The organism is Achromobacter aegrifaciens (assembly GCF_902859965.1).
Lineage (GTDB): Bacteria > Pseudomonadota > Gammaproteobacteria > Burkholderiales > Burkholderiaceae_B > Achromobacter > Achromobacter aegrifaciens.
This window is the reverse complement of the sequence record NZ_CADIKO010000002.1, coordinates 1,192,671-1,219,508: the sequence shown is the minus strand read 5'-3', so window position 1 is coordinate 1,219,508 and position 26,838 is coordinate 1,192,671. Positions and strand designations below refer to the sequence as shown.

The 26,838-nt window shown below is 64.9% G+C and carries 26 protein-coding genes; 20 read left to right on the top strand and 6 right to left on the bottom strand.

Going from position 1 to position 26,838, the window contains the following annotated elements:
- Positions 1-17: 17 nt before the first annotated feature.
- The 6 genes from HV793_RS16810 to HV793_RS16785 all read right to left on the bottom strand — a co-directional run bounded on the left by HV793_RS16810 (position 18) and on the right by HV793_RS16785 (position 3,116).
- Positions 18-224 carry a hypothetical protein gene (locus HV793_RS16810; RefSeq protein WP_175213590.1) on the bottom strand — a complete coding sequence of 69 codons (207 nt, stop codon included), beginning with the start codon at positions 222-224 and terminating at the stop codon, positions 18-20.
- Entirely contained in the window at positions 221-1,468 is a 1,248-nt protein-coding gene (locus tag HV793_RS16805; protein ID WP_175213589.1) for a DUF2800 domain-containing protein, read from the bottom strand. Before HV793_RS16805 ends, HV793_RS16810 begins: the two co-directional genes overlap by 4 nt.
- The gene (locus HV793_RS16800; RefSeq protein ID WP_175213588.1) at positions 1,461-1,784 is read right to left on the bottom strand and encodes a hypothetical protein; all 324 of its coding nucleotides are present in this window, start codon (positions 1,782-1,784) and stop codon (positions 1,461-1,463) included. The genes HV793_RS16805 and HV793_RS16800 overlap by 8 nt, the downstream gene beginning before the upstream one ends.
- Entirely contained in the window at positions 1,781-2,035 is a 255-nt protein-coding gene (locus HV793_RS16795; RefSeq protein WP_175213587.1) for a hypothetical protein, read from the bottom strand. Before HV793_RS16795 ends, HV793_RS16800 begins: the two co-directional genes overlap by 4 nt.
- Positions 2,032-2,523, bottom strand: a complete 492-nt coding sequence (locus HV793_RS16790; RefSeq protein ID WP_175213586.1) for a hypothetical protein — start codon at positions 2,521-2,523, stop codon at positions 2,032-2,034. Before HV793_RS16790 ends, HV793_RS16795 begins: the two co-directional genes overlap by 4 nt.
- Before the next feature lie 152 nt (positions 2,524-2,675).
- Positions 2,676-3,116, bottom strand: a complete 441-nt coding sequence (locus HV793_RS16785) for a hypothetical protein (protein ID WP_175213585.1) — start codon at positions 3,114-3,116, stop codon at positions 2,676-2,678.
- Between the two features lie 148 nt (positions 3,117-3,264).
- On the opposite strand from HV793_RS16785, the gene HV793_RS16780 reads away from it, so the two are divergent.
- The 20 genes from HV793_RS16780 to HV793_RS16685 all read left to right on the top strand — a co-directional run bounded on the left by HV793_RS16780 (position 3,265) and on the right by HV793_RS16685 (position 26,779).
- Complete coding sequence (locus HV793_RS16780; protein WP_175213584.1) at positions 3,265-3,504, top strand: hypothetical protein; 240 nt, start codon at positions 3,265-3,267, stop codon at positions 3,502-3,504.
- Positions 3,505-3,740: 236 nt separating this feature from the next.
- Entirely contained in the window at positions 3,741-6,038 is a 2,298-nt protein-coding gene (locus tag HV793_RS16775) for a VapE domain-containing protein (protein WP_175213583.1), read from the top strand.
- 319 nt (positions 6,039-6,357) lie between these two features.
- Positions 6,358-6,555: a hypothetical protein gene (locus HV793_RS16770; protein ID WP_244958656.1), complete on the top strand. Its 198-nt coding sequence runs from the start codon at positions 6,358-6,360 to the stop codon at positions 6,553-6,555.
- A gap of 40 nt (positions 6,556-6,595) precedes the next feature.
- A complete protein-coding gene (locus HV793_RS16765; RefSeq protein ID WP_175213581.1) occupies positions 6,596-7,072 on the top strand; it encodes a terminase in 477 nt (158 codons plus the stop codon).
- 9 nt (positions 7,073-7,081) lie between these two features.
- Entirely contained in the window at positions 7,082-8,602 is a 1,521-nt protein-coding gene (locus HV793_RS16760; protein WP_175213580.1) for a terminase, read from the top strand.
- Positions 8,603-8,683: 81 nt separating this feature from the next.
- Entirely contained in the window at positions 8,684-8,905 is a 222-nt protein-coding gene (locus tag HV793_RS16755) for a hypothetical protein (RefSeq protein WP_175213579.1), read from the top strand.
- 8 nt (positions 8,906-8,913) lie between these two features.
- Positions 8,914-9,318, top strand: a complete 405-nt coding sequence (locus HV793_RS16750; protein WP_175213578.1) for a hypothetical protein — start codon at positions 8,914-8,916, stop codon at positions 9,316-9,318.
- A 2-nt stretch (positions 9,319-9,320) separates the two neighbouring features.
- Positions 9,321-10,997 (top strand): portal protein, encoded by a 1,677-nt coding sequence (locus HV793_RS16745; RefSeq protein ID WP_175213577.1) that lies wholly within the window; start codon positions 9,321-9,323, stop codon positions 10,995-10,997.
- Positions 10,998-11,005: 8 nt separating this feature from the next.
- Positions 11,006-11,326, top strand: a complete 321-nt coding sequence (gene gp10 / locus HV793_RS16740) for a capsid staple protein (RefSeq protein ID WP_175213576.1) — start codon at positions 11,006-11,008, stop codon at positions 11,324-11,326.
- Positions 11,327-11,368: 42 nt separating this feature from the next.
- Positions 11,369-11,725: a Bbp19 family protein gene (locus HV793_RS16735; protein WP_175213575.1), complete on the top strand. Its 357-nt coding sequence runs from the start codon at positions 11,369-11,371 to the stop codon at positions 11,723-11,725.
- Positions 11,682-12,395 (top strand): peptidase, encoded by a 714-nt coding sequence (locus tag HV793_RS16730; RefSeq protein ID WP_175213574.1) that lies wholly within the window; start codon positions 11,682-11,684, stop codon positions 12,393-12,395. Before HV793_RS16735 ends, HV793_RS16730 begins: the two co-directional genes overlap by 44 nt.
- Positions 12,396-12,407: 12 nt before the next feature.
- Entirely contained in the window at positions 12,408-13,457 is a 1,050-nt protein-coding gene (locus HV793_RS16725; protein WP_175213573.1) for a major capsid protein, read from the top strand.
- A gap of 27 nt (positions 13,458-13,484) precedes the next feature.
- Entirely contained in the window at positions 13,485-13,919 is a 435-nt protein-coding gene (locus tag HV793_RS16720; RefSeq protein ID WP_175213572.1) for a Bbp16 family capsid cement protein, read from the top strand.
- Positions 13,920-13,931: 12 nt separating this feature from the next.
- Positions 13,932-14,126: a hypothetical protein gene (locus HV793_RS16715; protein WP_175213571.1), complete on the top strand. Its 195-nt coding sequence runs from the start codon at positions 13,932-13,934 to the stop codon at positions 14,124-14,126.
- Positions 14,127-14,196: 70 nt separating this feature from the next.
- Entirely contained in the window at positions 14,197-14,895 is a 699-nt protein-coding gene (locus tag HV793_RS16710; RefSeq protein ID WP_175213570.1) for a phage connector family protein, read from the top strand.
- A 3-nt stretch (positions 14,896-14,898) separates the two neighbouring features.
- Complete coding sequence (locus HV793_RS16705) at positions 14,899-16,956, top strand: phage tail protein (RefSeq protein ID WP_175213569.1); 2,058 nt, start codon at positions 14,899-14,901, stop codon at positions 16,954-16,956.
- Positions 16,946-17,428, top strand: a complete 483-nt coding sequence (locus tag HV793_RS16700; RefSeq protein WP_175213568.1) for a hypothetical protein — start codon at positions 16,946-16,948, stop codon at positions 17,426-17,428. Before HV793_RS16705 ends, HV793_RS16700 begins: the two co-directional genes overlap by 11 nt.
- A 1-nt stretch (position 17,429) precedes the next feature.
- Positions 17,430-17,945 carry a virion core protein, T7 gp14 family gene (locus HV793_RS16695; RefSeq protein ID WP_175213567.1) on the top strand — a complete coding sequence of 172 codons (516 nt, stop codon included), beginning with the start codon at positions 17,430-17,432 and terminating at the stop codon, positions 17,943-17,945.
- Positions 17,946-17,955: 10 nt separating this feature from the next.
- A complete protein-coding gene (locus tag HV793_RS16690) occupies positions 17,956-20,187 on the top strand; it encodes a transglycosylase SLT domain-containing protein (RefSeq protein WP_217481785.1) in 2,232 nt (743 codons plus the stop codon).
- On the top strand, positions 20,177-26,779 hold the full coding sequence (locus HV793_RS16685) for an ADP-ribosyltransferase-containing protein (RefSeq protein ID WP_175213566.1): 6,603 nt from the start codon (positions 20,177-20,179) through the stop codon (positions 26,777-26,779). The genes HV793_RS16690 and HV793_RS16685 overlap by 11 nt, the downstream gene beginning before the upstream one ends.
- Positions 26,780-26,838 lie beyond the last annotated feature (59 nt).

Below are 26,838 nucleotides of genomic sequence, written 5' to 3'. Positions count from 1 at the left end.
TGTCTATTTGCTGCGGTTCAACGGAAAAATTCAGGGTGCGCACGCTTGGCGCGCGCGGTGGCCTTGGCTATCGCCTTGGCCCGTTCGTGGGGGTTTCGGACGCGGGCGGCCGACTGCAGCGCCAGGCGGAACTCCAGCGGCAGGACGTTGGCGTCCTTGCCTTCGTTCTCCCGGGGCGCCGATGTCAACGTCGGATTGTTGGGCTGCAGTCGGTGCGTGCTCATACGAGATCCGCTCCTGCGGTGACGGCCGCGTCAGCGCCGGCCGTGACGTCGTCGAAGTCGTCCACCGCGGGCTTGATGACCAGAGCGGGGCGCTTGTCGGACGCCGGCGCCACGCTGGGCGAGCCTTCGGACTTCGTGATCAGGGCCTGCGCCTTCGCCCACCGGCGCGGCGTGTCCTTGAGCAACTTCTCGGCGCTGGTCGGGCTGATGACCTTCTTGTCGTACATTTCGTCCGACTTCAGGCGCATGGCCTTGAGCAGTTCCTCGGCGTCTTGCTCGCTCGTCCACTTGCGCGCGCCGGCGCGGCCCTGAACCAGTTTCCAGCCGTCGACGGGCTCGCCCAGCAGCAGGCGGCGTTCAGTTTCCGCGCGCACCGCTTTGCACCAGGCTTCGACCTCGTCCACGCGCGACATCAGCACGCCCAGGTCCGGCGCGGCCATGTCACCTTGCGGCGCGATCACGTCGAAGTCGTCAGGCGTGGCCTTGACGTTGCGCGACACTGTGACAACAACCTCCGTCGCCTTGGCCGGACACGCCGCGTGCGCCTTGCAGAAGCGACACGCCTTTTCCGACGGCGCATAGTCCGACGGCATCGGCGGTGTCTCGCTGTCGACGTAGAGGTACGCCCGGTCGGCAGCCGCCTTCAGAAGCGCACCTCGCTCGCGCAGTTCGTCGGCCGTGATGGCCCACTCGCTGACGTGGTTCAGCCGCGGTTGGTGGATCGTCATGCGCACGCGGTCGAAGTCCAGGACGACGGCAAACTGATCCAGCGCGCCCAGGGCGTAGAGGATCATCTGCTTGTTCTCCTCGGCGTCGACCTTCACGCCGCGCCCGAACTTCAGGTCACAGACGTGCAGCTCGTCGTCCGTGCGCAGGATGACCGCGTCGGACGTACCGAAGGCCTCGGGCACCCAGCGGCTGATGTCCAGGCGCTGTTCGAGCAGCAACTCATGGCCGGCGGACACGTCGCGCACGTAGTCCACATACTTCTGGACCTCGGTCGCCATGTCGGCCGTGACCTCCACGGTCTTGCCGGCGCGCATAGGGATGCGCCGGCCCTTGTAGGCCATCGCATCTTTGCCTTCGCGCAACGCCATCTCCGCAACAGCGTGCGCCGCCGTACCCTCGTCGGCGTAGTCGCTGCTGGTGTCGGGGTAGCCCGCCTCCAGCTGGACGCTTGCCGGGCACGTGGACCACCGCTCAGCGCCCGAGGGCGAGAGGGTGGCGTGTGCGGGTTCAGTCATTGCTGACCTCCCCAGCGCCCTGGACTGGCGCGCCCGTCAGCGTCGCGGCTTCCACCGGGATGCAGGAGACACGACTCCCCTGGAAGGTGTACAGCTGGCCCGCGTAGATGAACGGCGCGCTGCTGCCGCGAAGGTCAAGAAGTTGCGCGCCCAGCTGGGTGACGCGTTGGGTGGCGGCCTCCATTGCGGCTATCGCAGTCGCCGGTTGACCCGCAGTACCCATCGCGGCGATCGCAGCTGCGGCTGCCTCCCGGTGCGTGTTCTCCTCAGCTTGCGCCGCAAGCAGATTCGAAATCAGGGAATCCAGGCTGTTCATTTCAATGCTCCTATGTCAGCTTGGCCATAGACGCGCTTGAGCTTCTGATAGACCGCGCGGGTGCTGGTGGCCCTATGGCGCCAGGTGCCGGTGATGGCCGCGTAGCGCATGATGGGTTTGCCCATGGCGTCCAAATTGCCGGTAGGCACAGCCTCCTCACGGCCGCCCTCGCAGACCAAATCGTGAGAGGGCATTCCGGCCGTCATCCTGCGCGCAGCCCGGCGCAGCGCACGAGCTTTGCGGCCGTTCATGCGATGGCCTCGTCGCTGGACGCGGTGGGGTCGTAGTCGCCGGCGATGACCTGTTCCGCCTTCGCCTTGAAATCCGCGAACTGATCGGCCTTCAGATCCTTGGCGGAGGTGACGCCGAAACGCTGCAGCAGGCCTTCAGCCTTGGCGCGGCTGATCTTGGCGATCTCCAGCACCAGCGGCTTGATGTCCTTCGTGTAGTCGAGGGAGGCGTCGACGGGCGCGCTGGCTTTCGTCGATTCGGTCGAGGAATTCGCCGAGCTGTCGGATGCAGTCGGGGTCGGCTTTTCCTGCGAGGCCTTGGCGGACGTGTCCGCCGTCTGGGCCTTTTTTTCCGCGGACGCCGAATCGGGCTTGGTCGTAGCTGCCGGTACGTCGCCAGTGGCGAGCAACGTGGCGGTGGCCAGGGCGTCCTTGGCGGTATCGAGTGCCGCGGTGAAAGTGACTCGCGCGTCCTTGATGGTGCGCTCAACGGTGATCCCGAAACTCATGTCTTTTGCTCCAATTGGTGAGGTGGTGCACTGCTATTTCAGATTAGCAAATGCGATATTTATGGGCAATTGAAATTTACTATTTGCTAAATTTCAGGACGCAAAAAAGCCCGCAGAAGCGGGCGCGGTTTGCGAATCGGCATGGCGGCCTCCTACATGGTCAGCTTCACCAATCTCATAGAGAAATCACGGTCGAGCTTGCCTGTAAGTTGGGCGTGCTCATAGACCAAATTCACGATATCAGCGTATTTTTCAGGGGTCAGCGAGGTTTTCAACTCCTGTTGTATCTCTGCAACCATCTTTACTGCGCCGCCCACAAAGCTCGGATCAACGCGCACGGTTTGCGTCGGGGCGACCCCGCCGGTACCGGTATGCGGCTGGTCCATCCAGTAAATGGGTTTACCGGCCTCGCGCTCGATGCGGCGGCATGTTCTCTCGGAAATGACCCGGTGTCCGTTAACCATTTGCGACAAAAACGACGGTCCAGATTGACCCAACTTTTTAGCAAAGCTGGCCGGGCCGCCTTGCTCTGCTAGAACGGTGCGAAGGTTGGCACGGCGTTGTTTATTCAGCGGTGTGTCATCGTTCAACATTGCGTCTTCCTCGTGAGTGGGGTTGGGGTTTTCTCTAGGCCGCGACGGTAACATCCGCCGAAAAGATAAGCAATACGTAATGTTAAATTGCCCGTTCGCATAGTCGATTGCTAAACTACGTTAGCAAACAGTCAAGTGGAGCAATCGAATGAACCAAGACCCCATGGCCGCGCTCTACACGGCGCGCCTATGCAACGTGCGCGCCCTGGCCGCCAGAGAGGGCGGATCCGTCGCCCTGGCTGACAAACTCGGGTGGGACCAGGCCTGGATGTCCCAACTGATCGGCAAGAACCCGTCGCGCAACATCACGGAGCGCACAGCGCGCAAGATCGAGGCGCGTATGGCGCTGCCGATCGGCAGCCTCGATCTTATGCGGGCGGCGGCATGAGGTGCGCACGCCCCATCCATAGGGCCTACGGCGTATGGGTAGCACGCCCGCGACGTAAGAGGGCCTTGGCGCGGCGCAATCGCCAAGCCGCAGCGGCACGAAACGCCGCAATCCTCGATCAGATCATTCTGAATGCGTCGGCCGCGTACGCCGGGCCCGTTTGGCACGCCATACCTGCGGCGGCTATCGCCGTGTTGATGATTTCGGGCGTGATCTGGGCACTTGTGAGGTAACGGATGACCGACAACGCGAAACAATCGCTGGTCGCAGCGCTGGGCCCCATCATCGACCGCGTGCGCCGGGATGTGTGCTGGAAGAAGACGGACGACGGCCCGCGCCGCGTGGATGAGGCCTTGACCGATGCGCGCCTCGCGCAGCACGTCAACGGCGGCCCGGCCTACGGCGCTGCGCCCATCCTGCCCGGCCAGTCCGTGACGCTCCTGGGCGTGCTGGACTTCGACAGCCACAAGGGTGAAACCCCGTGGCCCGACATGCAGGCCGCGGCCGCGCGCGTGGCGCAGGCGCTGCAGGGGCAGGGCGGCGCGCCCGTGGCGTTCCGCTCATCCGGCGGGCACGGTATCCATCTGTACTGCCTGTGGGCCGAACCCCAGGACGCCTATAGCGTTCGCATGTGGCTGCGCGCGGCGCTGGCCGCGGCGGGCCTGGCGCCGGGCACGAAGGGCGTGGCCGATGGCCAGGTCGAGGTGTTCCCCAAGCAGGACGCGGTGGGTACTGAAAAGAAGCGCTTCGGCAACATGTTCATCCTGCCGCTGGCCGGCGCCAGCGTGCCGCTGGACCCGTTCGACCTGGACGACCTGCCGCGCGACTACCTGGTGGGCATGGACTGGCCGATGTCGGCGCCCGTGCCCGTGCTGGAGAAGCCCGAGCGCGAGCTCGCCGCGGTGCCGGCGGGCGACGCCGACGCGGCCGTGCTGGAGAGCGCGCTGGCCGCCATCAAGAACGAGGAAGGTAACGCCCTGGATTACGACCAGTGGCGCGACGTCGTCTTCGCGATTCACCATGCCACGGCGGGCGCCGACTACGGGCTGGAGCTGGCGCACCAGTTCAGCGCGCGCAGTGGCAAATACGATCCGGACTTCCTGGATAACCGCGTCTGGCCCTACATCGACAGCGCGCGGCCGGACGCCGTCACCATCCGCACGGTGCTGCACATGGCCCGCCAAGCGGGCTGGCAGGAGCCGGCCGACCTGGTCGCGCGCGACTTCGATGTGGTGGAAGCGCCGCGCGCAGCCGACGGTCGACCCGAGAGGCCGCTACCCAACTTCGAGCGCAACGACCACGGCCGGATCCTGGCCACGATCGGCAACCTGGCGCTGGCCGTGCGCGATGAGCGTTGCAGCGGCGCAACGGTGCGCTATGACGATTTCCGTGCCGAGATCCTGGCCGCGAGCCCGACCGACCCGGAAGGCTGGCGGCCGTTCGAAGACGCCGACTACACCCGCATGCAAATCTATATGGAGGCAGGCGGCTTCCAGAAGATCGCGCGCGAGTCGCTGCGCGACGCCGTATGGCTGGTTGCCATAGAGAACCGATTCGATACCGCGATCAAGTGGCTGTCCTCGCTTGAATGGGACGGCGTGGCGCGCATCGGTACGTTCTTGCCGCGGTACCTCGGCACGCAAGACACGCCGTACACGCGGGCGGTGTCGCGCTATACATGGACGGCGCTGGCCGGGCGCGTCATGCAGCCTGGCGTGCAGGCCGATATGGTCCCGGTGCTGATTGGTAGCCAGGGCCTGCTCAAGTCCTCGGGCGTTGCCGCCATGGCGCCAGCCGAGGAGTTCTTCACGGAAATGGATCTGGCGAGCCGCGACGCGGAGGCAAGCCGGCGCATGCGCGGGCGGCTGGTCATCGAGCTCGCCGAGCTGAAGGGCCTTTTCTCCAAGGACGACGAAGCAATCAAAGCGTTCATCACGCGGCGCGAGGAAGAGTGGCGTGTCCTCTATAAGGAGTTCAACACGACGTTCAAGCGCCGGCATTTGTTCGTGGGCACCTCCAACCGTTACGAGTTTCTGTCAGACGATACCGGGCATCGCCGCTGGCTGCCGGCCGCGGTGGTGCGGCAAGTGGATGTGGCCGCGATCGTGCGCGACCGGCTGCAGCTATGGGCTGAAGCCCGCGAAGCCTTCGGCCGGGGCGGGGTGGACTGGCAAGAGGCGGAAGACCTGGCCAAGGGCGTGCACGCCCAGCATGAGATCCATGAGCCCTGGACGCCCGTTGTCGAAAACTGGCTCACCGCGGGCGATTTCGAGCCGCTGGGCAGGGCCGAAGATGCCCGCCGGTTGGTGGCCACGTCGCACGAAGTGCTGGTCGGAGCGTTGGGGTTTGAGCCGCGCAACATCAAGGTGGGGGATGAAAGGCGCGTGGCCGGAGTCATGAAAAGGTTGGGGTATTTGCAATCCAGGCCGTATGTGGACGGAAAACAGGTCAGGGCGTGGGTTTTTACGGGTCTGCAAGAAATTGCGAGTACGCAAGAAACTGCGAACTCGCAAGAATTTGCGGATTTAGCGTGATGACTGGCCGATTCTGCCCCGTTGACAAGACGCATAAGACGGATCAAGACAGATCGGATTTTTTCTATCTGTCTTGCCGGAGAGCCTTTGTTTATGCGGTTCTAGGAGGTAGCAAGACAGATAAGACAGATAAATTCTCTATATTTCATGTGCGAATAATTAGGGGCCCCAGGAAAGTTTCCAAAACGAGGGGTCTTATCTGTCTTATCCGTCTTACGGTAAACGCGCAGTTTTTTGCGGATTGGCGCTGGCGCGCGGCGGCCGTTTGTATCGGGGGTGGGCGATGACCCGAATCACGGTAGGTGTGAACGAGAAGGGCGTGCGGGTTGGCGAGGACCACCAGCGTGCCACGCTCACCGACCACGACGTCGAGCTGATGCGTCAGCTACGCGAGGAGGGCCTGGGCTACAAGCGGCTGGCCAAGATGTTCGACACGAGTGTGCGCAACGTGCGAGACATCGTGAACTACAAACGGCGCGTGACCACGCCCACGGCCTGGAAGACCGTCGAGGGGTAGGGTGCGCATAGCGCGGGCGGCGGAATCTACCGTCCCGGGCATGCAGACCATCCGCACACCTGAAAAAGATTTCGCGTTTTTGGCCACCCTGGCCGACACGGGAAACGTCACGAAGTCGGCCGCCGCGGTCGGCGCAAGCCGACGTGTGGTGTACGAGTGGCGCCTGGCTGACCAGGATTTCGCCGAGGCTTGGGACCAGGCTATACGCGTGGCCACCCTGGGCTTGGAGGACGAAGCCCGCCGGCGGGCGCAAGAGGGTGTCGAAGAGCCCGTGTTTTACCTGGGCGGTCAGTGCGGCACGATCCGCAAGTACAGCGACACGCTGCTGATCTTCCTGCTGAAGGCTCATGATCACAAGTACCGTGAAAAGACCGGCCTGGAGTTGAGCAACCCCGACGGTTCCCTCCAGCCGTTGAGCGATGCGCAGGCGGCCGGCCGAATTGCCGCCCTCATTGCGGTTGCGCGGGCGCGCCAGGCGCAGGAAGCGAGCGACGAGCCAGGCGCCGACCTGGTGTAGGGGCGCGGCATGAACGCGTCCGAGATCCTGAAGCTGCTGCGCTACCTGACCCCGGCCGAGCGCGCCGAGGTCGAGGCCATTCTCGCGCAGGACAAGACCATCTGGCGCCCGCTGCCGGGCCCGCAGATGATGGCCTACGACTCGGTGGCCACCATCATCGGATACGGCGGCGCGGCCGGCGGGGGCAAGACCGACCTCGCATGCGGCAAGTCGCTGACCAACCACCAGAAGATCCTGGTGCTGCGCCGCGAGGCCACGCAGCTGACCGGCATCGTTGACCGCTTCACGGAGCTTTTGGGCAGCCGTGACGGCTACAACGGCGCAGAGCGCATCTGGCGCCTGCCAGGCCGGCAGATTGAGTTCGGATCCACGCCAAACCCCGACGACTGGAACAAGTACCAGGGCCGGCCGCACGACCTGCTGGTGTTCGACGAGGCCGCCAACTTCCTGGAGGGCCAAGTGCGCGCGCTGCTGGGCTGGCTGCGGTCCGTGGACCCTTCCCAACGCTGCCAGGCCCTGTTGACGTTCAACCCGCCCACAAGCGCTGAGGGGCGTTGGATCGTCGATTTCTTTGCGCCCTGGCTCGATCCCAAGCACCCGAACCCGGCCCAGCCGGGCGAGCTGCGCTGGTTCGCCACCGTGGACGGCAAGGACGTGGAGTGTGCGGACGGCACGCCCTTCGAGCATGGCGGCGACCTGATCACGCCGCTGTCGCGCACCTTCATCCCGTCGCGCGTGAGCGACAACCCGTACCTGATGGGGACCGGATACATGGCAACCCTGCAATCCCTGCCCGAGCCGCTGCGCTCGCAGATGCTCTATGGCGACTTCCAGGCCGGCATGGAAGACGACGCCATGCAGGTCATCCCCACGGCCTGGGTGGAAGCGGCGCAGGCGCGCTGGAAGCCGATGCACAACAAGCCGCGCATGGACAGCGCGGGCGTGGACGTGGCGCGCGGCGGCCGCGACAACACCATCATCGCCCGGCGTCACGGCTGGTGGTTCGACGAGCCGCTCGCCTACGCGGGCAAGTCGACCCCGGACGGCCCGAGCGTGGCCGGCGTCACCATCGCCGCGGTGCGCGACCGCGCGCCCATCCACATCGACGTCGTGGGCGTGGGCGCCAGCCCCTATGACTTCCTCGTGCAGGCCGGCCAGCACGTGCTGGGTATCAACGGCGCCGAAGCCGCGCCGGGCACAGACAAGTCGGGCCGCCTGACCTTCGCCAACACGCGCAGCCACGACTGGTGGCGAATGCGCGAGGCGCTGGATCCCGCCGCGGACAACGGAATCGCGCTGCCGCCCGACCGCCAGCTACTGGTCGACCTGTGCGCGCCGGTGTGGCGCCTGCAGGGCCGCACGATCTACGTGGAAAGTCGCGAGGACATCATCAAACGCATTGGCCGGTCGCCGGACTGGGCCAGCGCCTACATCCTCGCGCTGCACGACACGCCCAGAGTGGAGGACATCCCGGGTGCGCATACCCGCAAACGTGGCTCCTACGATCCGTACGCAAACCTGAACCGATAGGACAAACCCCACATGTGCGAGCCCGCCACCATTGCGTACAGCGTCGCGGCGATTGCCGGCGGCGCGATTGCGGCGTCCGCCATGGCTCCTAGCACACCGAGTGTCGCGCCTACGGCGCCCGTTCAACCGCCGACGAAACAAGGCGAGAAGGCGCCCGAGGCCGACCAGCTGCGGCGCAAGAACAGCGGAAACCTGATCGATACCGGGCCTGGCGCGTCGTCGGGCAGCACGCTACTCACGGGGCCCGGGGGCATCGACTCCGAAGGGCTGAGCCTGAACAAGAACACGCTGCTGGGGGGCTGACCATGTGCATGGCACCGAGCATGCCCGGCACGGGCAACACCTTTTGGACGACCGGCGCGGCCGGCATGACCCCCGAAGAGGCCAAGGCGCTTCCCGGGCTGACTCCCGAAGCCATTGCCTGGGGCGGGATCAGTACCGTTGCCCAGCTGGGACAGGAGCGCACCGCGGCCCTCGACAAGTGGAAGGCCGAGAACCCTGAGCGCTACCAGGAAGGCCTGCGCGAGCAGGAGCGGCAAGCGGCGGGTCAAGCGCCGCGCACGCAGGCGGCGACGGATGCGCGCCGTGGCGCAGGCGGATCAGGCGGCGGCGCCGGCGCATCGTCCCGGAATACGCTGCTGACGAGCACGGGCGAGTCCCAAGGCGTGGATCCGTCCGCGCTGGACCTGTCCAAGAGCACGTTGCTGGGGCTCTGACAATGGCCCAGCCGCACGTCCCGCGCGACAAATATCTCTCCCGCTACTCCGCGCTGCAATCCGAGCGTTCCAGCTGGAACACATTCTGGCGTGAGCTGACCGATTTCATCCTGCCGTATAGCGGCCGGTTCTTCACGTCTGACCGCAACCGCGGCACGCGGCGCTTCAACAACATCTACGACCCCACGGGCACGCTATCGGCGAACACGTTGTCGGCCGGCCTGATGGCGGGCATGACAAGCCCGGCGCGCCCTTGGTTCCGCCTGGCCACGCCCGATCCGGCGCTGATGCAATACCACTCCGTCAAGGTGTGGCTGTCAGACGTCACGAAGCTGATGCTGGACGTGTTCGCACGATCCAACACCTACAACAGCCTGCAGAGCATGTATCAGGATCTGGGCGTGTTCGGCACGGCCGTCAGCTTCGTGCACCCGGATTTCAACGACGTCATCCACCATTCTCCGTTGCCGGTGGGCGAGTTCTATCTCGCCACGAACGACAAGGGCAACGTCGATACGCTGTATCGCGAGTTCGACGTCACTGTCGCGCAGCTGATCAAGAAATTCGGTATCGAGAACGTCAGCACGGCCGTGAAGTCCATGTACGAGAACGGCACGCTAGACAGCTGGGTGACCGTTGTCCAGTGCGTCGAGCCGAACGTTGACCGCGACCCGAAGTTGCGCGACGCGCGCAATATGCCGTTCACGTCAGTCTACTTCGAACACGGTCAGACGCCCGACAAGTACCTGCGCCGCTCCGGCTTCGAGGAGTTCCCCGCGCTGGCGCCGCGGTGGCAGGTCTGGGGCAGCGACGTCTACGGCGTCGGGCCGGGCGGCCTGGCGCTGGGATCGGTGAAGGGGCTGCAGCACCGACAGCTGCGCCTGGCCGAGGGCCTGGACTACACGACGAAACCGCCAGTCCAGGCGCCTACCGCCCTCAAGAATCACGACATCGACATGCTGCCGGGCGGCGTGACATTCGTGGATGCAGCCAATCCGAACGCCGCCATTCGGCCCGCCTGGCAGGTGCAGCTCGACCTGGGCGGCATGCAAGCGAACATCCAGGACACGCGCGAGATTCTGCGGTCGACGTTCTACGCCGACTTGTTCCTGATGCTATCGAACGTTGACGTGCGCATGACCGCGACGGAGGTGGCCGAGCGGCACGAAGAAAAGCTACTGATGCTGGGCCCCGTGCTGCAGCGCTTGCACAACGAGATGCTGGATCCGATGGTCGAAATGGCGTTCCACCGCCTGGCGGCCGCCGGCGCGCTGCCGCCACCGCCTCCCGAGCTGGAAGGCGTGGACCTGAACATCGAATTCGTGTCCATGCTGGCGCAGGCGCAGCGCGCAATCGGCGTGAACAGCACCGATCGCTACGTTATGACCCTTGGCCAGGTGGCGACGGTCAAACCCGAAATTCTGGACCGGCTGGACGCCGACGCGCTCGCCGACAGCTACGCGGACCAGTTGGGCGTCGATCCCCGCCTGGTTGTGCCGCTCGACAAGGCGGTGCTGGTGCGCCAGCAGCGCGCCCAGCAGCAGGCTGTCATGCAGGCCGCGGCCACCGCTGAGCAGGCCGCCACCGCGGCGCAGCGCCTGGGCGCCGTGCAGACCGGCGAGCGCAATGCCGCCTCTGACCTCATCAACCAGTTCCAGGGATACAGCATCCCGCAATAGGTGCCGCCATGAACTTGACCGACATGAAGCTCTCGCCCGCTGAGGCCAAGGAAATGGATTGCTCGGCGGGTTGCCTGAGCAGCGATGAGGGCGGCCCCAAGTACCCGTGGGGGCTGATCCTGTCCTTGGACGACGACACGCTGCGCAAGCTCGGTGTGTCGGAACTGCCCAAGGTCGGTCAGCAGATGCACCTGATGGCGGTGGTCGAGGTATGCACCACCAGCCAGCACGCGAATCAGGACGGCACGGACAAGTGCGTGTCCCTGCAGATCACGCAGCTGGGGCTGGAAGGCGCCGCGCCGGATCCCGCGCAGGTGCTCTACGGCTAGGGGTGCGCATACCGCGCGCGGCGAATCCCAGAATTCGAGCGCATGAGTACCACGTCATACGACCCTCTCAATCCGTCGGTCACGGAAACGGACCGCGACGCGAAGCGTGAAGACGCCAAGCAGGAATCACGGCTTGAATCGGACGACTTGAAGTGGCTCATGGGAAACCGACGCGGCCGCCGCATTGTGTGGCGCCTGCTTTCCCGGGCAGGGGTGTATCGGTCCTCCTTCAGTACGAACGCCATGCAGATGGCGTTCAACGAGGGGAACCGGAACGAAGGGCTACGGCTCATCGCGAAGTTGCACCAGCTCTGCCCGGAACGGTACGCCGAAATGCTCCAGGAGCAGACCAAGCATGACCACCGAAACCCAAGCGACGACCGGAACAACGCCAACTGATCCCGGCACGCAGCAAGCCGCGACCGCACCGGCCACCCAGGACAACACCGTCCTGACCGCCGACGCGTCCGCGAGCGAGCAACAAGCGCAACCCACGCAGCAGGGCGACGCCCCGGCCGGCGACAAGCCGACCACCGAGGCCAAGCCGGATGGCGAGAATCCGCAGAACGAGGACGACAAGTCCGAGGCTGACGGCGAAAAGGGCGCGCCCGAGCAATACGAGGACTTTGCCGCACCCGAAGGGGTGCAGCTGGACGCCGAGCTGGTGGGCGACCTGAAGACCATCGCCAAGGAACTGAACCTGTCGCAGAAGGACGCGCAGCGTGTGGCCGACCTGGGCCCGAAGCTGATGCAGAAGCTGCAAGGACATCAGGCCGAAGCGTTCGCGCAGATCCGCCAGACCTGGGCGGACACCGCGAAGGCCGACAAGGAGATCGGCGGCGAAGCATTCGCCGAAAACCTGGGCGTGGCTAAGAAGGCACTCGATTCGTTCGGCACTCCCGAATTGCGCACGTTGCTCAACGAGTCCGGCATCGGAAACCACCCGGAGCTTATCCGGTTCATGGTCCGCGCCGGCAAAGCGATCAGTAGCGACACGTTCGTCGCAGGGGAGCGCGGCGCGGCAGGCGCGCGGCGTGACCTGGCGAGCAACCTTTACCGCAAGCAATAAGGAGCCTTCACCATGGCCACCCTCCCGTCCCGTCCTGGCGCCGTCACGCTGACCGACTTCGCCAAGTCCATCGATCCCAACGGCTCGACCGCTTCGGTGATCGAACTGCTGAACCAGTCCAACGAAGTGCTGCAGGATATGCGCTGGATGGAGGGCAACCTGCCCACCGGCCACCGCACCACCGTCCGCACCGGTCTGCCCACGCCGACCTGGCGCAAGCTGTACCAGGGCGTCCAGCCGACCAAGTCGCTGCGCGCGCAGGTCGATGACGCCACGGGCATGCTCGAAGCCCGCAACGAGGTGGACGTCGATCTGGCCAACCTCAACGGCAATAGCTCGGCGTTCCGTCTGTCGGAAGCCCAGGCCGAAGTCGAGGGCATGAACCAGTCGTTCACGCAGACCCTGTTTTACGGCGACACCGCAGCCAACCCCGAGCGCTTCATGGGCCTGGCGCCGCGCTACTCGTCGATCTCGGCCGCGAACGGCGTGAACATCGTCGACGGCGGCGGCACGGGCAGCGACAACACGTCGATCTGGCTGGTCCTGTGGGGCGAGAACACCGTCACCGGCATCTACCCGAAGGGCTCGGAAGCCGGCTTGACCCATCAAGACCTGGGCGAAATCGACGCCTTCGACACGCAGACCCCGCCGGCGCGCTTCCGTGCCCTGGCCGACCTGTGGAAGTGGAAATGCGGCCTCACGGTCCGCGACTGGCGCTATGCCGTGCGCATTGCCAACGTGGACATTTCGGACCTGGTGGGCCAGACCGGCAGCCAAGCCCCGACCGCTGCCACGGCACTGATCAAGCTGATGGTGCGCGCCATGGCTCGTATTCCGCAGATGGGTATGGGCACCGCGGCCTTCTACGCCAACCGCACCGTCAAGGAATACCTGTCGATCGCGGCCCTGGACAAGTCGAACGCGGCGCTGGCGATCCAGCCTGCCATCAACCAGTTCGGTACGGTGTCGCCCGGCAGCGTCGGCAACGGCACCACGACCTTCCTGGGCGTGCCGGTGCGCACCGTGGACGCGCTGCTGTCCACCGAAGCCCGCGTCGTCTAAGCGTCCAACGAGATACGGAGAACCACCATGATCCTGGACACCCAAGAAACCTTCTCGGAAGGTCAATCCATCGCCGCCGCGGCGGGCGACGTCGTGTCGACCAATGTGTACGACACCGGCGCCGCCCACGATGTGGGCATCGGTGAGCCGCTGTACCTGTACGGTCGCATCGGAACCGCGGTCGTTGGCGCCGGCGCAACGGTGCAGGCCGTCCTGCAGACGGACGACAACGTCGGTTTCGCGACCCCGCGCGAGTTCCCCATCACCGGGGCACTTGCCCCCGCGGCGCTGGCGGCCAATGCGGACTTCTTCAAGTATCGACTGCCGGTGGGCCTGGAGCGGTACCTGCGCATCGTGTACCGCATCGCAGGCGCCACCACGACCGCGGGCACGGCCAGCGCCTACATCGTCAAGGACGTGCAGGCCAACGTGCCGTACGCCAGCGGCTTCACCGTGGCCTAAAGGAGCTATCACATGAAAGTTATCGCGACCGCTGTGGGTTACGCCGGCAAGGATGGGCACCAGCTGCGCCAGCCGGGCGATGTCTTCGAGATGCCTGAAGGCTCCAAGGCGTCTTGGTTCAAGCCCGTTGATGACGACGAGCAGGGCGACAAGCCCCGCGGTAGTCGGAAGGCGGACAGCAAGCAAGCAGGTCAGGACCTGGCGTAAGCCCGGGCGCCTCTGACCCGGTGACAAGAAGCGGGGGCCGAGTGCCCCCGCTTGTTCGTGGAGCATGACCATGGCGTCCGTCGTCGACATCTGCAATTTGGCGCTCGCCCACCTGGGCGACGAGGCTACTGTATCGAGCATCGATCCGCCCGAGGGGAGTGCGCAGGCGGAGCACTGCGCGCGCTTCTACCCAATCGCGCGCGACTCGGCACTGGAAGGCCACGACTGGAACTTCGCCACCACGCGCGGCGTGTTGGCGCTGGTCGGTTCGGCGTGGCCCAGCTGGGCGTACTGCTATGAACTGCCCGCCACCTGCGTGCGCGCGATCAGCGTGCTGCCTCCTGGGGCACTGGACGACTACAGCGTCGGCTATCCCGCCTCCGGCGCCGACTTGGGCTACCCCGGATCGATGATGGTGGCGCATGGCGCGCTATACATGCCGCAGGAATTCAGCATCGAGACGGGCGAGAACGACGGCCAGGCCGCAGACGGACGCCGGTTGCTCTACACGAACCAGCAGGGTGCCGTGCTCAGGTACACGCGGCGAGTAGAGGACCCGACGCGCTTCCCGCCATTGTTCGTCGATGCACTGTCCCGCCTGCTCGCCTCGTACCTTGCGGGGCCGGTAGTGAAGGGAACCGAGGGAGTCGCGGTTGCGCAGGCGCAACTGCGCGCCTACCAGAGCATTGTTTCGCAGGCGACTGTGTCGGATAGCAACCAGCGCAGTATCAAGCCGCGGCAATGCGTGCCGTGGATCGCGGGGCGCTGAGCTATGGCCAACGTTCGCACCCTGTCGCGTTCCTTCGCGCGTGGCGAGATCAGCCCGGAACTGTTCGGTCGCGTCGACCTGCCGCAATACCAGACCGGCCTGGCAACTTGCTCGAATTTCATCACGTTGCCCCATGGACCCGCCCAGAACCGCGCGGGCCTTGGTTTTGTTCGCGCCGTGAAAGACAGCGGCAAGCGCACCAGGCTGATTCCGTTCTCGTTCAACACGCAACAGACCTTCGCGCTGGAGGTGGGCGAGGGTTATGTTCGATTCCATACCATGGGCGCGACGCTCGTGAATGGCGCGACGCCGTATGAGGTGGCGACTCCCTATCTGGCGGCGGATTTGTTCGACCTGCATTATGTGCAATCCGCGGATGTGCTGACGATCGTTCACCCGGGCTACGCGCCCCGGGAGCTACGGCGCCTTGGGGCGCTGAACTGGGTGCTTTCCACCATCCAGTTCACACCGACCATTTCCGCGCCGGCTAGCGTCACAGCGACCGCGCACGCAGGCACGGGGACGGCCGACAATACCGACCACATCTACGCCGTCACCTCGCTGGCGTCGGACACGCTCGAGGAATCGCTTATCTCGACAGCTTCCAACACCGTTTCGAATGATCTGTCCCTGCAGGGCGCATACAACGATGTCGCGTGGCCGGCCGCGACCGGCGCTGTACGCTACAACGTGTACAAGCGCAGCAATGGACTGTGGGGCTATGTCGGGCAGTCCGGCGGACTGACGTTCCGGGACAACAACATCACGCCCGACATTTCGCAGGCTGCGCCCACCTTGGCGGACCCATTCAATGGCGCCGACAACTACCCCGCGGCAGTCTCGTACTACGAGCAGCGCCGCTGGTTCGCCGGCACGCGGAACAAGCCCCAGAACGTCTGGGGCACCCGATCAGGCACAGAATCGAACCTGGCCTCGTCCATACCTACACGGGACGACGACGCGATCGCCTTTCGCATCGCGGCGCGCGAGGTGAACACGATTCGCCACATCGTGCCACTGTCCAATCTCGTTGTGCTCACGGCCAGCGCCGAGTGGCGTGTTTCGCCTGCCAACTCCGACGTGCTGACGCCAGCGACGGCGTCGCCGCGGCCGCAGTCGTACAACGGCGCGAACAACGTGCAACCGGCCGTCGTGAACAACAATCTACTGTATGCGGCCGGGCGCGGCGGCCATGTCCGGGAAATGTCCTACAACTGGCAGGCGAACGGCTACATCACGGCGGACGTGTCCATCCTGGCGCCCCATCTATTCGATTACCGCACTATTGTGGACATGGCGTTTTCACGCGCGCCGCATCCGATCCTTTGGTGCGTGTCGTCGTCGGGCGAGCTGCTCGGCCTGACCTACGTACCCGAGCAGCAGGTACAAGGCTGGCACCGTCACAGCACGAAGTCCGGGCGCTTCGAATCGATATGCACGGTGGCCGAAGGCGATGAGGACGCGCTCTATGCGATCGTCCGCCGAACGGTCAATGGGGCGCAGGTGCGCTATGTGGAGCGCTTGCACACGCGGATGATGCCCAGCCAAGCCGACGCGTTTTTCGTCGACAGCGGCCTCACCTATGACGGGGCGCCCGCCACGGTGTTTTCGAACCTTGGCCATCTCGAAGGGGAGGCGGTGAACATTCTGGCCGATGGCGCGGTGATGTCATCGCAAACCGTCACGGCCGGTACCGTCACGCTGGAAAAGCCAGCCCGTAAGGTCCATATTGGACTGCCCATCCAGGCGGATGCAGTGACCTTGCCGTTGGCCTTCGAAACGCAGGCGATGGGCCAGGGCCGCGTCAAGAACGTGAACAAGGTGTGGTTGAGGCTGAATGAATCGTCGGGCGTCTTCGCCGGGCCCGGGTTCGACAAGCTGACCCAGGTCAAGCAACGCACGACCGAACCGTACGGATCGCCACCCCGCTGGATCTCGGGAGAGTTCGAACACGTGGTGAAGGCCGCGTGGACTGATGGGGCGCAGGTGTACGTTCGTCAAACCGATCCACTTCCGGTGACTCTCGTGTCTATGACCATCGAGGCGACAATTGGCGGCTGATCTGGTCATCCGGCCGGCTGCCCCCGCGGATGCCACTGCGCTTGCGGTCGACCTGCGCGCGCAGGACGCCCAGGAGATCCGTGCGATGCACGGCGCGCAAGTCGATGTTCCTGAAGCCATACGCCATAGCATCGCCGTGTCGTCGCATGCATGGACTGCCATGTCAGGCGGGCGCGTCGCCATGGTCGGCGGGGTCGCGGACATTGGAACGTTGCTTGGCGACAACATTGGGAGTCCGTGGCTGCTGGGCTCATCGATTATGTTCCGCCGACCGGGTGCGCTTACTCGTATTGGGCGCCGATATGTTGCGTTTATGCACACAATCTACCCGGAACTGCGCAACATGATCGACGCCCGGAACACTCAGAGTATCGCCTGGTTGCAACGCCTGGGGTTTACGGTGCACTCCGAAATGGGGGTGCCATGCGGGCCGGACGGCGTGCTGTTCTATCGCTTCAGCAAGAAGGCCTGATATGTGCACCCCTGCCGCAGCTCCTTACGTGATGATGGCGGGCGCTGGCGCGTCGGCAGTCGGCGCGAGCAACAGCGCCAAGGCGCAACAAGCGGGCTTGAACTACCAGGCCGACGTCGCGGCGAACAACGCCCAGATTGCGGAATGGCAGGCACAAGATGCGATCCGACAGGGGCAGGAGCAGGAACAGCAGAGTCGCCTGCGGTACGCCGCTACCAAAGGCACGCAGCGCGCGGCGCTGGCCGCCAACGGCGTGGCCCTCGACGAAGGGAGCGCTGTCGACATCTTGGCGTCGACCGACTATATGAACGAAATGGATGCCGCCACCATCCAGGCGAACGCTGCGCGCTCCGCTTGGGGCTATCGGACCCAAGGCACGAGCTACAGCGATAACGCGACAGCGCTGCGAGCCGGTGCGGGCGCGGTGAGCCCTGGATCAGCGGCTGGGCTGAGCTTGCTGGGAAGCGCCAGCCAGGTTGCGGGCAGCTGGTACCAGTATTCGAAAGCGTCAAAGTGAGGGCTGACCCGTGCCGCGCGTTCCTATCGTAGACGCACCCCGCGTCAATTCGTCCGGCTTGCCGGGTGTGCGCCAGCAGGCGGGCCCGGGCGCGCTTGCGCAGGAGATTGGCGCGCGGCAGACGGCGCAGTTGGGCCAAGGGCTCATGTCCGCAGGCGCGGCGGCGACGAGCATCGCGACTGACATGCAGCAGCAGGCGAACCAGCTGCGCGTGGACGATGCGGTCAACCAGGCGAAAGAGGCGGCGCTGAAGCTCACATTTGACCCGCAGGCCGGGTACACGAACGTTAAGGGCATACAGGCCCTACAGCGCGACAGCGGGCAGCCGCTGGCTACCGAGTACGGGGATCTGCTGGACCAGCAGATGCAGAGTATCGCCGAGGGGCTGGGCAACGACGTGCAGCGCTTGGCGTTCCGCCGCGCTTCCCAGGCGATCGGCCTGCAGTTCCAGGAGCAGGCGACTCGCTACGAGGGCGAGCAGTTCCGCACCTATGCAGCATCGGTGCGGGAAGGCACGATTGCCAACAGCACCAACGAAATCGCGCTCTACTACAACGATCCGCAGAAGATCGACCAGAACATTTTATCGATCCAGGCGGCCGTGGCCGATCTGGGCCGAATGAAGGGCCTGTCAGCTTCGATGATTGAGGCTCAGACCCGCAAGGCGACCAGCAACGCGCATCTGACCGCGCTGTCCTCGGCGTTGCAAAAGAACAACGTTGCCTATGCCGACGGCTATCTGCGCAAGTACGCGTCGCAGATGGATGCTGACGACATGCTGCGCGTCGACGGGCTCATAACCAAGCAGATGGACGTACGTCTGGGCGCAGCCGCGGCGACGTCGGCCGTGAACCGTGCCATGCCGCGGCTGATGCCTACACCTGGTGATCGGCTGGTCAACCTTGTGACAGGCAGCGGTACGCAATTGCCGCCGGATCTCGTCGCAACGGTGGCGAATGCTGAAAGCGGGAATCGGGATCTGAACGCGGACGGTTCTGTGGTCACGTCGCCCAAGGGCGCCAAGGGTCGCATGCAGGTCGTGGACGCGACGAACCGCGACCCAGGCTTCGGCGTAACACCGGCGCGCGACGATAGCCTGGAAGAGCGGGCGCGCGTGGGCCGCGACTATCTCCAGGCGATGCTGCAGAACTACGGCGGCAACCTGACGCAGGCGCTGGCGGCGTACAACGCAGGACCGGGCAACGTGGATAAGGCCCTGGCCGCTGCTGAAAAGGCTGGCGACCAGGCCAACTGGATGAACTACCTGCCCAAGCCCGAGGAAACCATCCCATACGTGCGCGGCATACTTGCGAAGTATGAGGCTGGGCAGGGTGCACCGGCCAAGCCGACCCTCTACGAACTGCAGCGAAACGTGCGGGATCAGATGGAAGGCCAGAACCCCGAGCGGATCCGCATCGCCTTGGAGGAAACCGCGCGGCAGTATGAGGTGGCGAACAAGGCCATCAAACAGCGCGATGACGAATCGGTCGCGGGCGCCATGCGCGAACTTGTCGCGAACGGCGGGAAGTACTCCGACCTGCCGCTGGCTGTGCGCGCCACGATCCCGGCCGAGAGCGTGGCCGAAGTCATCAGCTTCGCTGGCAAGATCGCGAAGGGCGAGGACCGGACCAACGAGGCTGTCTACCAAAAGCTGGCTGGCGACCCCGCCTACCTGCGAAGCCTGAGCGACAACGAGTTCTACAGGCTGCGGGGCGAACTGAGCGAAAGCGACTTCAAGACGCTTTCCAACCAGCGCGGGGCAGCCGCCGGGCGCGGTACGGACAAGGCGGACGAGCTGAATACGGCGGCGATCAATAGCACGCTAAACAATCGCCTCTCCACGCTCAAGATCGACCCGACTCCGAAGGACGGCACGAGCGACGCCGTGCGCGTGGGCGCCATCCGCAAGTTCGTCAACGATGCAGTGCTCAGCCAGCAGAAGGTTTCTGGCAAGCAGATGACGGACCGGGAGACGGAGGAATTCATCGACGGGCTGTTTGCCAAGTCGGTGCAGTTCCGAGGCTACTTCAGTACATCGAATGAGCGAATGCTGACCATAAAGGCCGGCGATATTCCGAGCGACGTCAAAAAGGCGCTCAAAGTCGATTTCAAGAAGAACGGCATCGACGACCCGACTGAAGCCGATTTGCTGGGGGCCTACTGGCGTCTGGAGACCGCGCGACAGCAACGCGAGGCGCGTCATGCATCCATGACACAAAGGAACGCTGTAGATGGCAGCTGAAACACTGGATACCGCAAGCGCCGTTTCGGCCTACTTGAACGACCCCAACCCGCCCACGACAGACCCGGCGGGCGCGACACGCGTGTCTGTGGCGGCCGCCTTGGGCAGCAACCCGGACCTGGAAGCTGAACTGCGCCAGGTCGCGACGCGCACCGGAATCCCTATCGATTCCGTGCGTCGTCACCCGGAGGAAGTCAAGCGCGAGGCCGCGCTCACGTCGTTCGACTTCGAGCGCTTAGCCCGGGATTTCCCCTCGACCGCGGCCTATCTGGCTGGCGTCGAGAATGCACGCATTGCCCACGACGACGTCGACAATATGGGCGTCATCGAGAAGGGGCTGCGCGGTCTGGCCAACGTGGGCAAGGCCGCGGCGTCGGCCATTCCCCAGGCCGGCGGCGCGCTGTGGCGCGTCGGGCAGGGCGCAGCCGAGAACCTGGCGCCTCTGCTGGATCCGCTGGCGGGCACGCTGCTGCCCGAAAACCCGTTGCGGCGCCTGGCCGCCGGAATGGCCGACCAGGGGCGCGCGGGCGAGATCTCCGCCAAGGGGCTGATGCCTCAGGCTGCGGGAAATATAGAAGCGGGCGTCTATTCAGGCGTGCAGTCGCTGGTCACAATGGGCTTGACGCTACCGGCCAGCATTGTGACGGGCAACCCCGCGCCCACGCTTTACGGCATGTCGGCCATCACCGGCGGCCAGGCCTACGGCCAGGCGCGCGAGGCGGGAATGGATCCCTACCGCGCGCTGATGTTCGGCACGTCCCAGGCCGCCATCGAGTACGCCACCGAGCGTATCCCTGTCGGCCGCTTCCTGCATGACATGAAGGCCGGCACGCCGCTCTGGAACATGTTGCTGCGCCAAGTCTCAGCCGAGATCCCAGGCGAGCAGGTGGCGACGGCGCTGCAGGATCTGAACGAGTGGGCCGTGCTGAACCCGGAGAAGCCATTTTCCGACTATCTTGCAGCGCGCCCCGACGCCGCGGCGCAGACCTTGGTGGCCACCATCGTGGCGTCGGGCGGCGCCGTGGGCACGGCACAGCTGGCGAACACAGCCGCGGATCGGCTAGCCGGGCGCACGGTGCGCGCGGAGCGCGCGCAGCTGGATGGGCAGGTGCTGGCTGAACTGGACGCCACCGCGGCGGCGTCCAAGCTGCGCGCCCGCTCGCCGGAAGACTTCCAGGCATTCGTCAAGGACGCCATGGCCGACGGCCCGGTGCAGGACGTCTACATCCGGGCGGAAGACCTGGCGCAGTCCGGCGTGGACATCGCCCAACTGGCTCAGGTGTCGCCTGCAGTGGCGGCGCAGTACGAGCAGGCGCTGGCGACCGGCGGGGACGTGCGCATTCCGGTGGACGAGTACGCCACGCGCGTCGCGGGCACGGACCTGTCGCAATCCATGCTGCCGTTCCTGAAGACCGATCCGGCCGGCATGACCCAGGCCCAAGCCCAGGAATTCATGCAGAATCGCAGCGAGCAGCTGCGTGCCGAGGTCGAGCAGGTCATGGCCGAGCGCGAGGCAGATGCCCCGTTCAAGGAGTCCAAGGATCTGGTCGAAGCGGAGCTGATGACCCAGCTGGAGCAGGCCGCTCGGTTCACGCCCGACGTGAACCGCGCCTATGCGGGCATGATGTCCAATTTTTATGCTGTGCAAGCTGCGCGGCTGGGTGTCACCCCACAGGAAATGTACCAGCGCTACCCGGTCCAGATACGGGCCGAAGGCATGGGGCAGTTGAATCAAGCGTTGGCGGCGCAGCCGCCCAAAGGATGGATCCACTCCACCAGCGGCGCCGACGCCGCGGCGTTGTGGGATGGGCAGGCCGACGGTACCACCGTATTCTGGACTGACCTGCAAGGTAAGCTCGGCGACGATCTGCCGGGCACAGCCGGCTATTCGCATTCGCTCGGACGCTCGGACCTTGCGCATATCCGAAAGGCTCATGGAGACGTTGCGGCGGAGACGGCGCGCGGTCAATTGCCGATCACGGCCGCCGACGTGGCGCAGGTGCCCGATATTGTCACGGACTACGATGCGATGCGGGCGGATCTGCGAGGGGCGAACGGCAGCGATCGCATCGCTTACGCGAAGCGAGTTAGCGACGGAGTGCTGGTGTACCTGGAGGAAGTGAGCCACAAGCGGCAAAACATGCGCGGCGTCACGATGTGGAAGTATCCCCCGTCGGTCGATGAGCAGCAGATTCTGCAATCTGCAACCGCCGGCCAAACGTCCGAAACGGACGGGGGCATGGGTAATAGTGTAGGACCAAATGGTCGGGAACTCAATCAGTCCGAGGTACCGCAGACAGGTACGCCGGAATTTCTGCGTTGGTTCGGGGACAGTAAGGCGGTGGACGCGCAGGGCCGGCCGCTGGTGCTCTATCACGGCTCCGAGACTGCAGGATTCGACACGTTCAATTCCGACGAGACTGGAATATTCTTCACGACCTCGCGGCTGATGGCTTCCCAGTATGCCGGGTCGCGCGCGGAGGCCCGCGCCGGCGAGAACGCGCCCAGTATCTATCACGCGTATGTGAAGATAGAAAACCCTTATGAGGTGGATTGGGGTGAGCGCGATTGGAACAAGGGTGATGGTCAGTTTCGTACCACTGACGACGTAGCCCGGTACGCGAAAGAGAATGGTTATGACGGGGCCATCATCCGAAACGCGAAAGACGCCGCGACGGACAACTACAGCCATGTCGTGGCGGATATCTTCGTCCCCTTCGAGTCCAACCAGGTGAAATCGGCCACGGAGAACCGCGGGACTTTCGACGCCCATGACCCGAGCATTCTGAACCAGTCCGAGCGCGGTGCCTACAACATCGACACGCGAACTATTTCGCTACTGCAGAATGCGGATCTGTCGACCTTCCTGCACGAGTCTGGCCACTTTTACCTGGAAGTCCTGACGGACATAGCGGGCCAGGCCGAGGCGCCGGCCGCCGTGCGCGATGACGTTCAGAAGCTTATGGCCTGGTTCGGGGTGCAAGACCTGGCCGCCTGGAACGCGCTCGACCTGGAAGAGAAGCGCCCCTTCCATGAGCAACTGGCGCGCGGCTTCGAGGCGTATCTTTTCGAGGGCAAGGCGCCCGCGCCAGAACTGCAAGGCCTATTCCAGCGTTTCCGCGCGTGGATGCTGGCCGTGTATCGCTCGATGTCCGCGCTGAACGTCGAGCTTTCGGACGAGGTGCGCGGCGTCTTCGACCGCATGCTGGCGTCAACGGAGCAGATCCGGGAAACCGAGACGATGCTCGATTACAAGCCAGCTTTCACGTCGGCGGAGCAGGCCGGCATGACGCCGGAAGAGTGGGCGCAGTACCAGGCCCTTGGCCTGGAGGCGACCCAGGACGCCGTGCAGCAGCTGGAGGCGCGCAGCATCCGCGACATGAAATGGTTGTCGGGTGCGCGCAGCCGCGTGATCGCCCAACTGCAGCGGGAGGCCGCCGACCGGCGCAAGACCGTACGCAAGGAGGTCGAGGCAGAAGTCATGGCGGAACCGGTCAACCAGGCCAAGACCTTCATGAAGCGCGGAGTGGACCCGGTGACAGGTGAACCTGTGAGCGGTCCTACCAAGCTGCAAATCAGCGCTCTGGAGGATCTGTACGGCGCTGAAGGGGACCGATATGCAATGCTCGATTGGTCCAAGTTGGGCTACGGCAAGTACGGCATGCTTGCCGAGGACGGGCTAAACCCGGACATCGTTGCCGATCGGTTCGGGTACGAGTCCGGCGACGGGCTGGTGCGCGCGGTGCTCGCGGCCGAAGACCCTCGCGCCAAGATCGAAGCCCTGACGGATCAGCGTATGCTGGAGCGCTACGGCGATCTGACGGATGCGCAGAGCATTGCCCGCGCGGCCGATGAAGCGGTGCACAACGAGGCGCGCGGCCGCTTCATCGCGACCGAGGTAAACGCGCTGCAGCGCGCCCTGGGTCAGCGCCAAGTGCTGGCCCGCGCGGCGCGGCAGTTCGCCGAGGCGACCATTGCGCGCCTGCGCATCCGCGACGTGCGGCCCAGCCAGTGGGTCGTGGCCGAAGCGCGCGCCGCGCGTGCCGCCGAAACGGCGCTGCGCAAGAACGACTTGCAGGGCGCAGCCGTCGAGAAAAAGCGCCAGCTCGTGAACAACTATGCCGCACGGGCTGCGCAGGCGGCCCAGGCCGAGATCGAGAAAGACCTCAATTACATGAAGCGCCTGTCGGGCTCGACATCGCAGTCCGGCATGCGTGGGGAATCCCTGGCGCAGCTGAACGCGCTGCTGGCGCGGTTCGACCTGCGCAGCAGCATGTCCTTGCGCCAGATCGACGCTGCCAAGACGCAAAGCCTGGCCGAGTTCATCGCCAGCGAGTCGGAGCGCCTGGACGCTGTCATGCCCGACCTGCCGGCGTACATCCTCGACGAGGGGTTTCGCCGACATTACAAGGACATGTCCGTCGAGGAGTTCCGGGGCCTGGTCGACAGCGTGCGCCAGCTCGCCAATCTGGCGCGGCGCGAACAGAAGATGTACACCGCGCTGCGCGACATGTCGTTCGACGAAGAGCGCGGCGCGATCTTGGCGCGTCTGCGGGAATTCAATCCGAAGGCGTTCGACGAGGCCGGCGACCCGCTGGCGCGCGAACCGGAATTTGTCCCCAATATCCGCAAGAGCGTGGCCAAGTTGGGGGATGGGTTCTCCGGAGAGTTTCTGAGCGCCGAGACGATCCTCGATATTCTGGAAGGTGGCAAGTTCGGCCAGGTGCACGAGTCGTTGTTTGGCCGGATGAGTTCGCGGGCAAACTGGAAGGCCACGCGCATGGAAAAGGTGTACCGCGACCTGAAGCCGCTTTTCAAACAGTGGAACCTGAAGGAGCGCCGCGACTACGGCCGCAAGGGTATCGTCGTGCCCAGTATTGGCACCAGCATCACGCGCGAGAATGCCCTGGTGGCGGCGCTGTTGTACGGGAACGCCGACGGCCGCAAGCGCCTGGAGAACTACGGCTGGAACGACAACCGCATGCAGGGCGTACTCGATGTCCTGGATGAGCGCGATTGGAATCTCGCGAATGCGATCTGGGAGCAGTTTGACACGAAGCTCTGGCCGGAGCTGGAGGCGCTGAACAAGCGCACGCGGGGCAAAGCCCCGCCGAAAGTGGAGCCGCTGCCGTTTCCCACGAAGTACGGCGAGGCCCGCGGCGGCTATTTCCGCCTGAAGTACGACACGGATCTCGACGAGCGCGCGCACCGGTTCGACGAGGGCGCCGCCGTGCGCGAGCTGCTGGGCGGCGGCATGGGCATGTCCGCCAAGACCAACCAGGGCACCAGCACGCAGCGCAAGGACGGTGTGGTCATGCGCCCACGTCTGGATCTGGGCGTCTTCGTGGAGGCCGTCAACGAGACGGTGCACGATCTGGCGCTGCGCGAGGCGGTCGCCGACACGATGCGTCTGCTCAATGACAAGGGCATCCAGACAGCGATCAAGTCGTCCGTCGGCGTGCCGGCATACCGCGCGCTGGTGAACCGGGTGCGTGAGGTCGCCGCGCCACCGCGCAACCCCTCCGGGTTCATCGAGAAGATCCTGGCCAGCGCCCGCCGCAACACCATCGTGGTGCTGATGTCTGGCGTCAAGACCGCGCTGCAGAACGTGGTGGGCCTCGTGCCCGCGCTCACGCGCGTGAATGCCGGCAGCATCGGTCTGGAAATGGCGCGGTTCTACAGCCCGGCGATGGCCGAGCGGTACCGCTTCGCCATGGAGAATTCCGAGTACATGCGCCACCGGTACCAGAATTTCGATCGTGATCTGAACGACATGGCCGCCAAGCTGACGGTCAAGGGCCGGCTGCTGCCCGACACGGCGACCATGCTGGCGCTGATGGGGCTTGTGGATCGTGGCGTATCCGTGCCGCTGTGGAATGCGGCTTTCAAGGACGGCATGGTGCAGTTTGACAATGACAACGCCAAGGCCGCCGACTACGCCGACCACATCGTGCGTCAAACGCAAGGCAGCGGCCGCGACGTGGACCTGCCCAAGATCATGTCGGGCCATGGCGGATACGGCCAGCTCAAGCGCTTGTTCACGATGTTCTACAGCTACTTCAACAGCCAGCTCCAGATGCTGGTGCGCGCGGGCGCGATCGCGAAGCGCGAGGCAGCCAGCAACCCGGGCGCGGCGATTGCCAAGTTCACGGTGCAGTTCGTCATGATCGCCGTGTTGCCCGCGATCCTCACGGAAATGATGATGGGCAACGGCGGGGACGATGAGGACGAAGATAAGCTGGCAAAACGCTACGCCCGGGCGCTCCTGATGTACGGCGCCGGCATGTTTCCCATCGTGCGCGATATCTCGTCCTACACCTGGTCGGTGTTCGACACGGACACCTACAACTTCGGCTACAAGATCAGCCCTGTCCAGTCGGCCGGCGAGGGTGTCGTAAAGGGTATCCAGTCGCTGGCCGATATCGTGGCGGGGGAGGGCGACATCGTGGACACCAAGAATGCGATTATGGGGACGAGCTTCGCATTCGGGCTGCCGGGGAAACTGATATCCGACTTTGTCGCCGGCGCCAATGCCTGGATGAGCGGTGACGCCGGGCCCGAAGCGTTGCTGTTCGGCGCCCCGCGGCGGTAGCCCGGGTGCGCATACCCATGACCTAGCCTCTGAGAATTGGCGCGTACCGCGAGGACGCG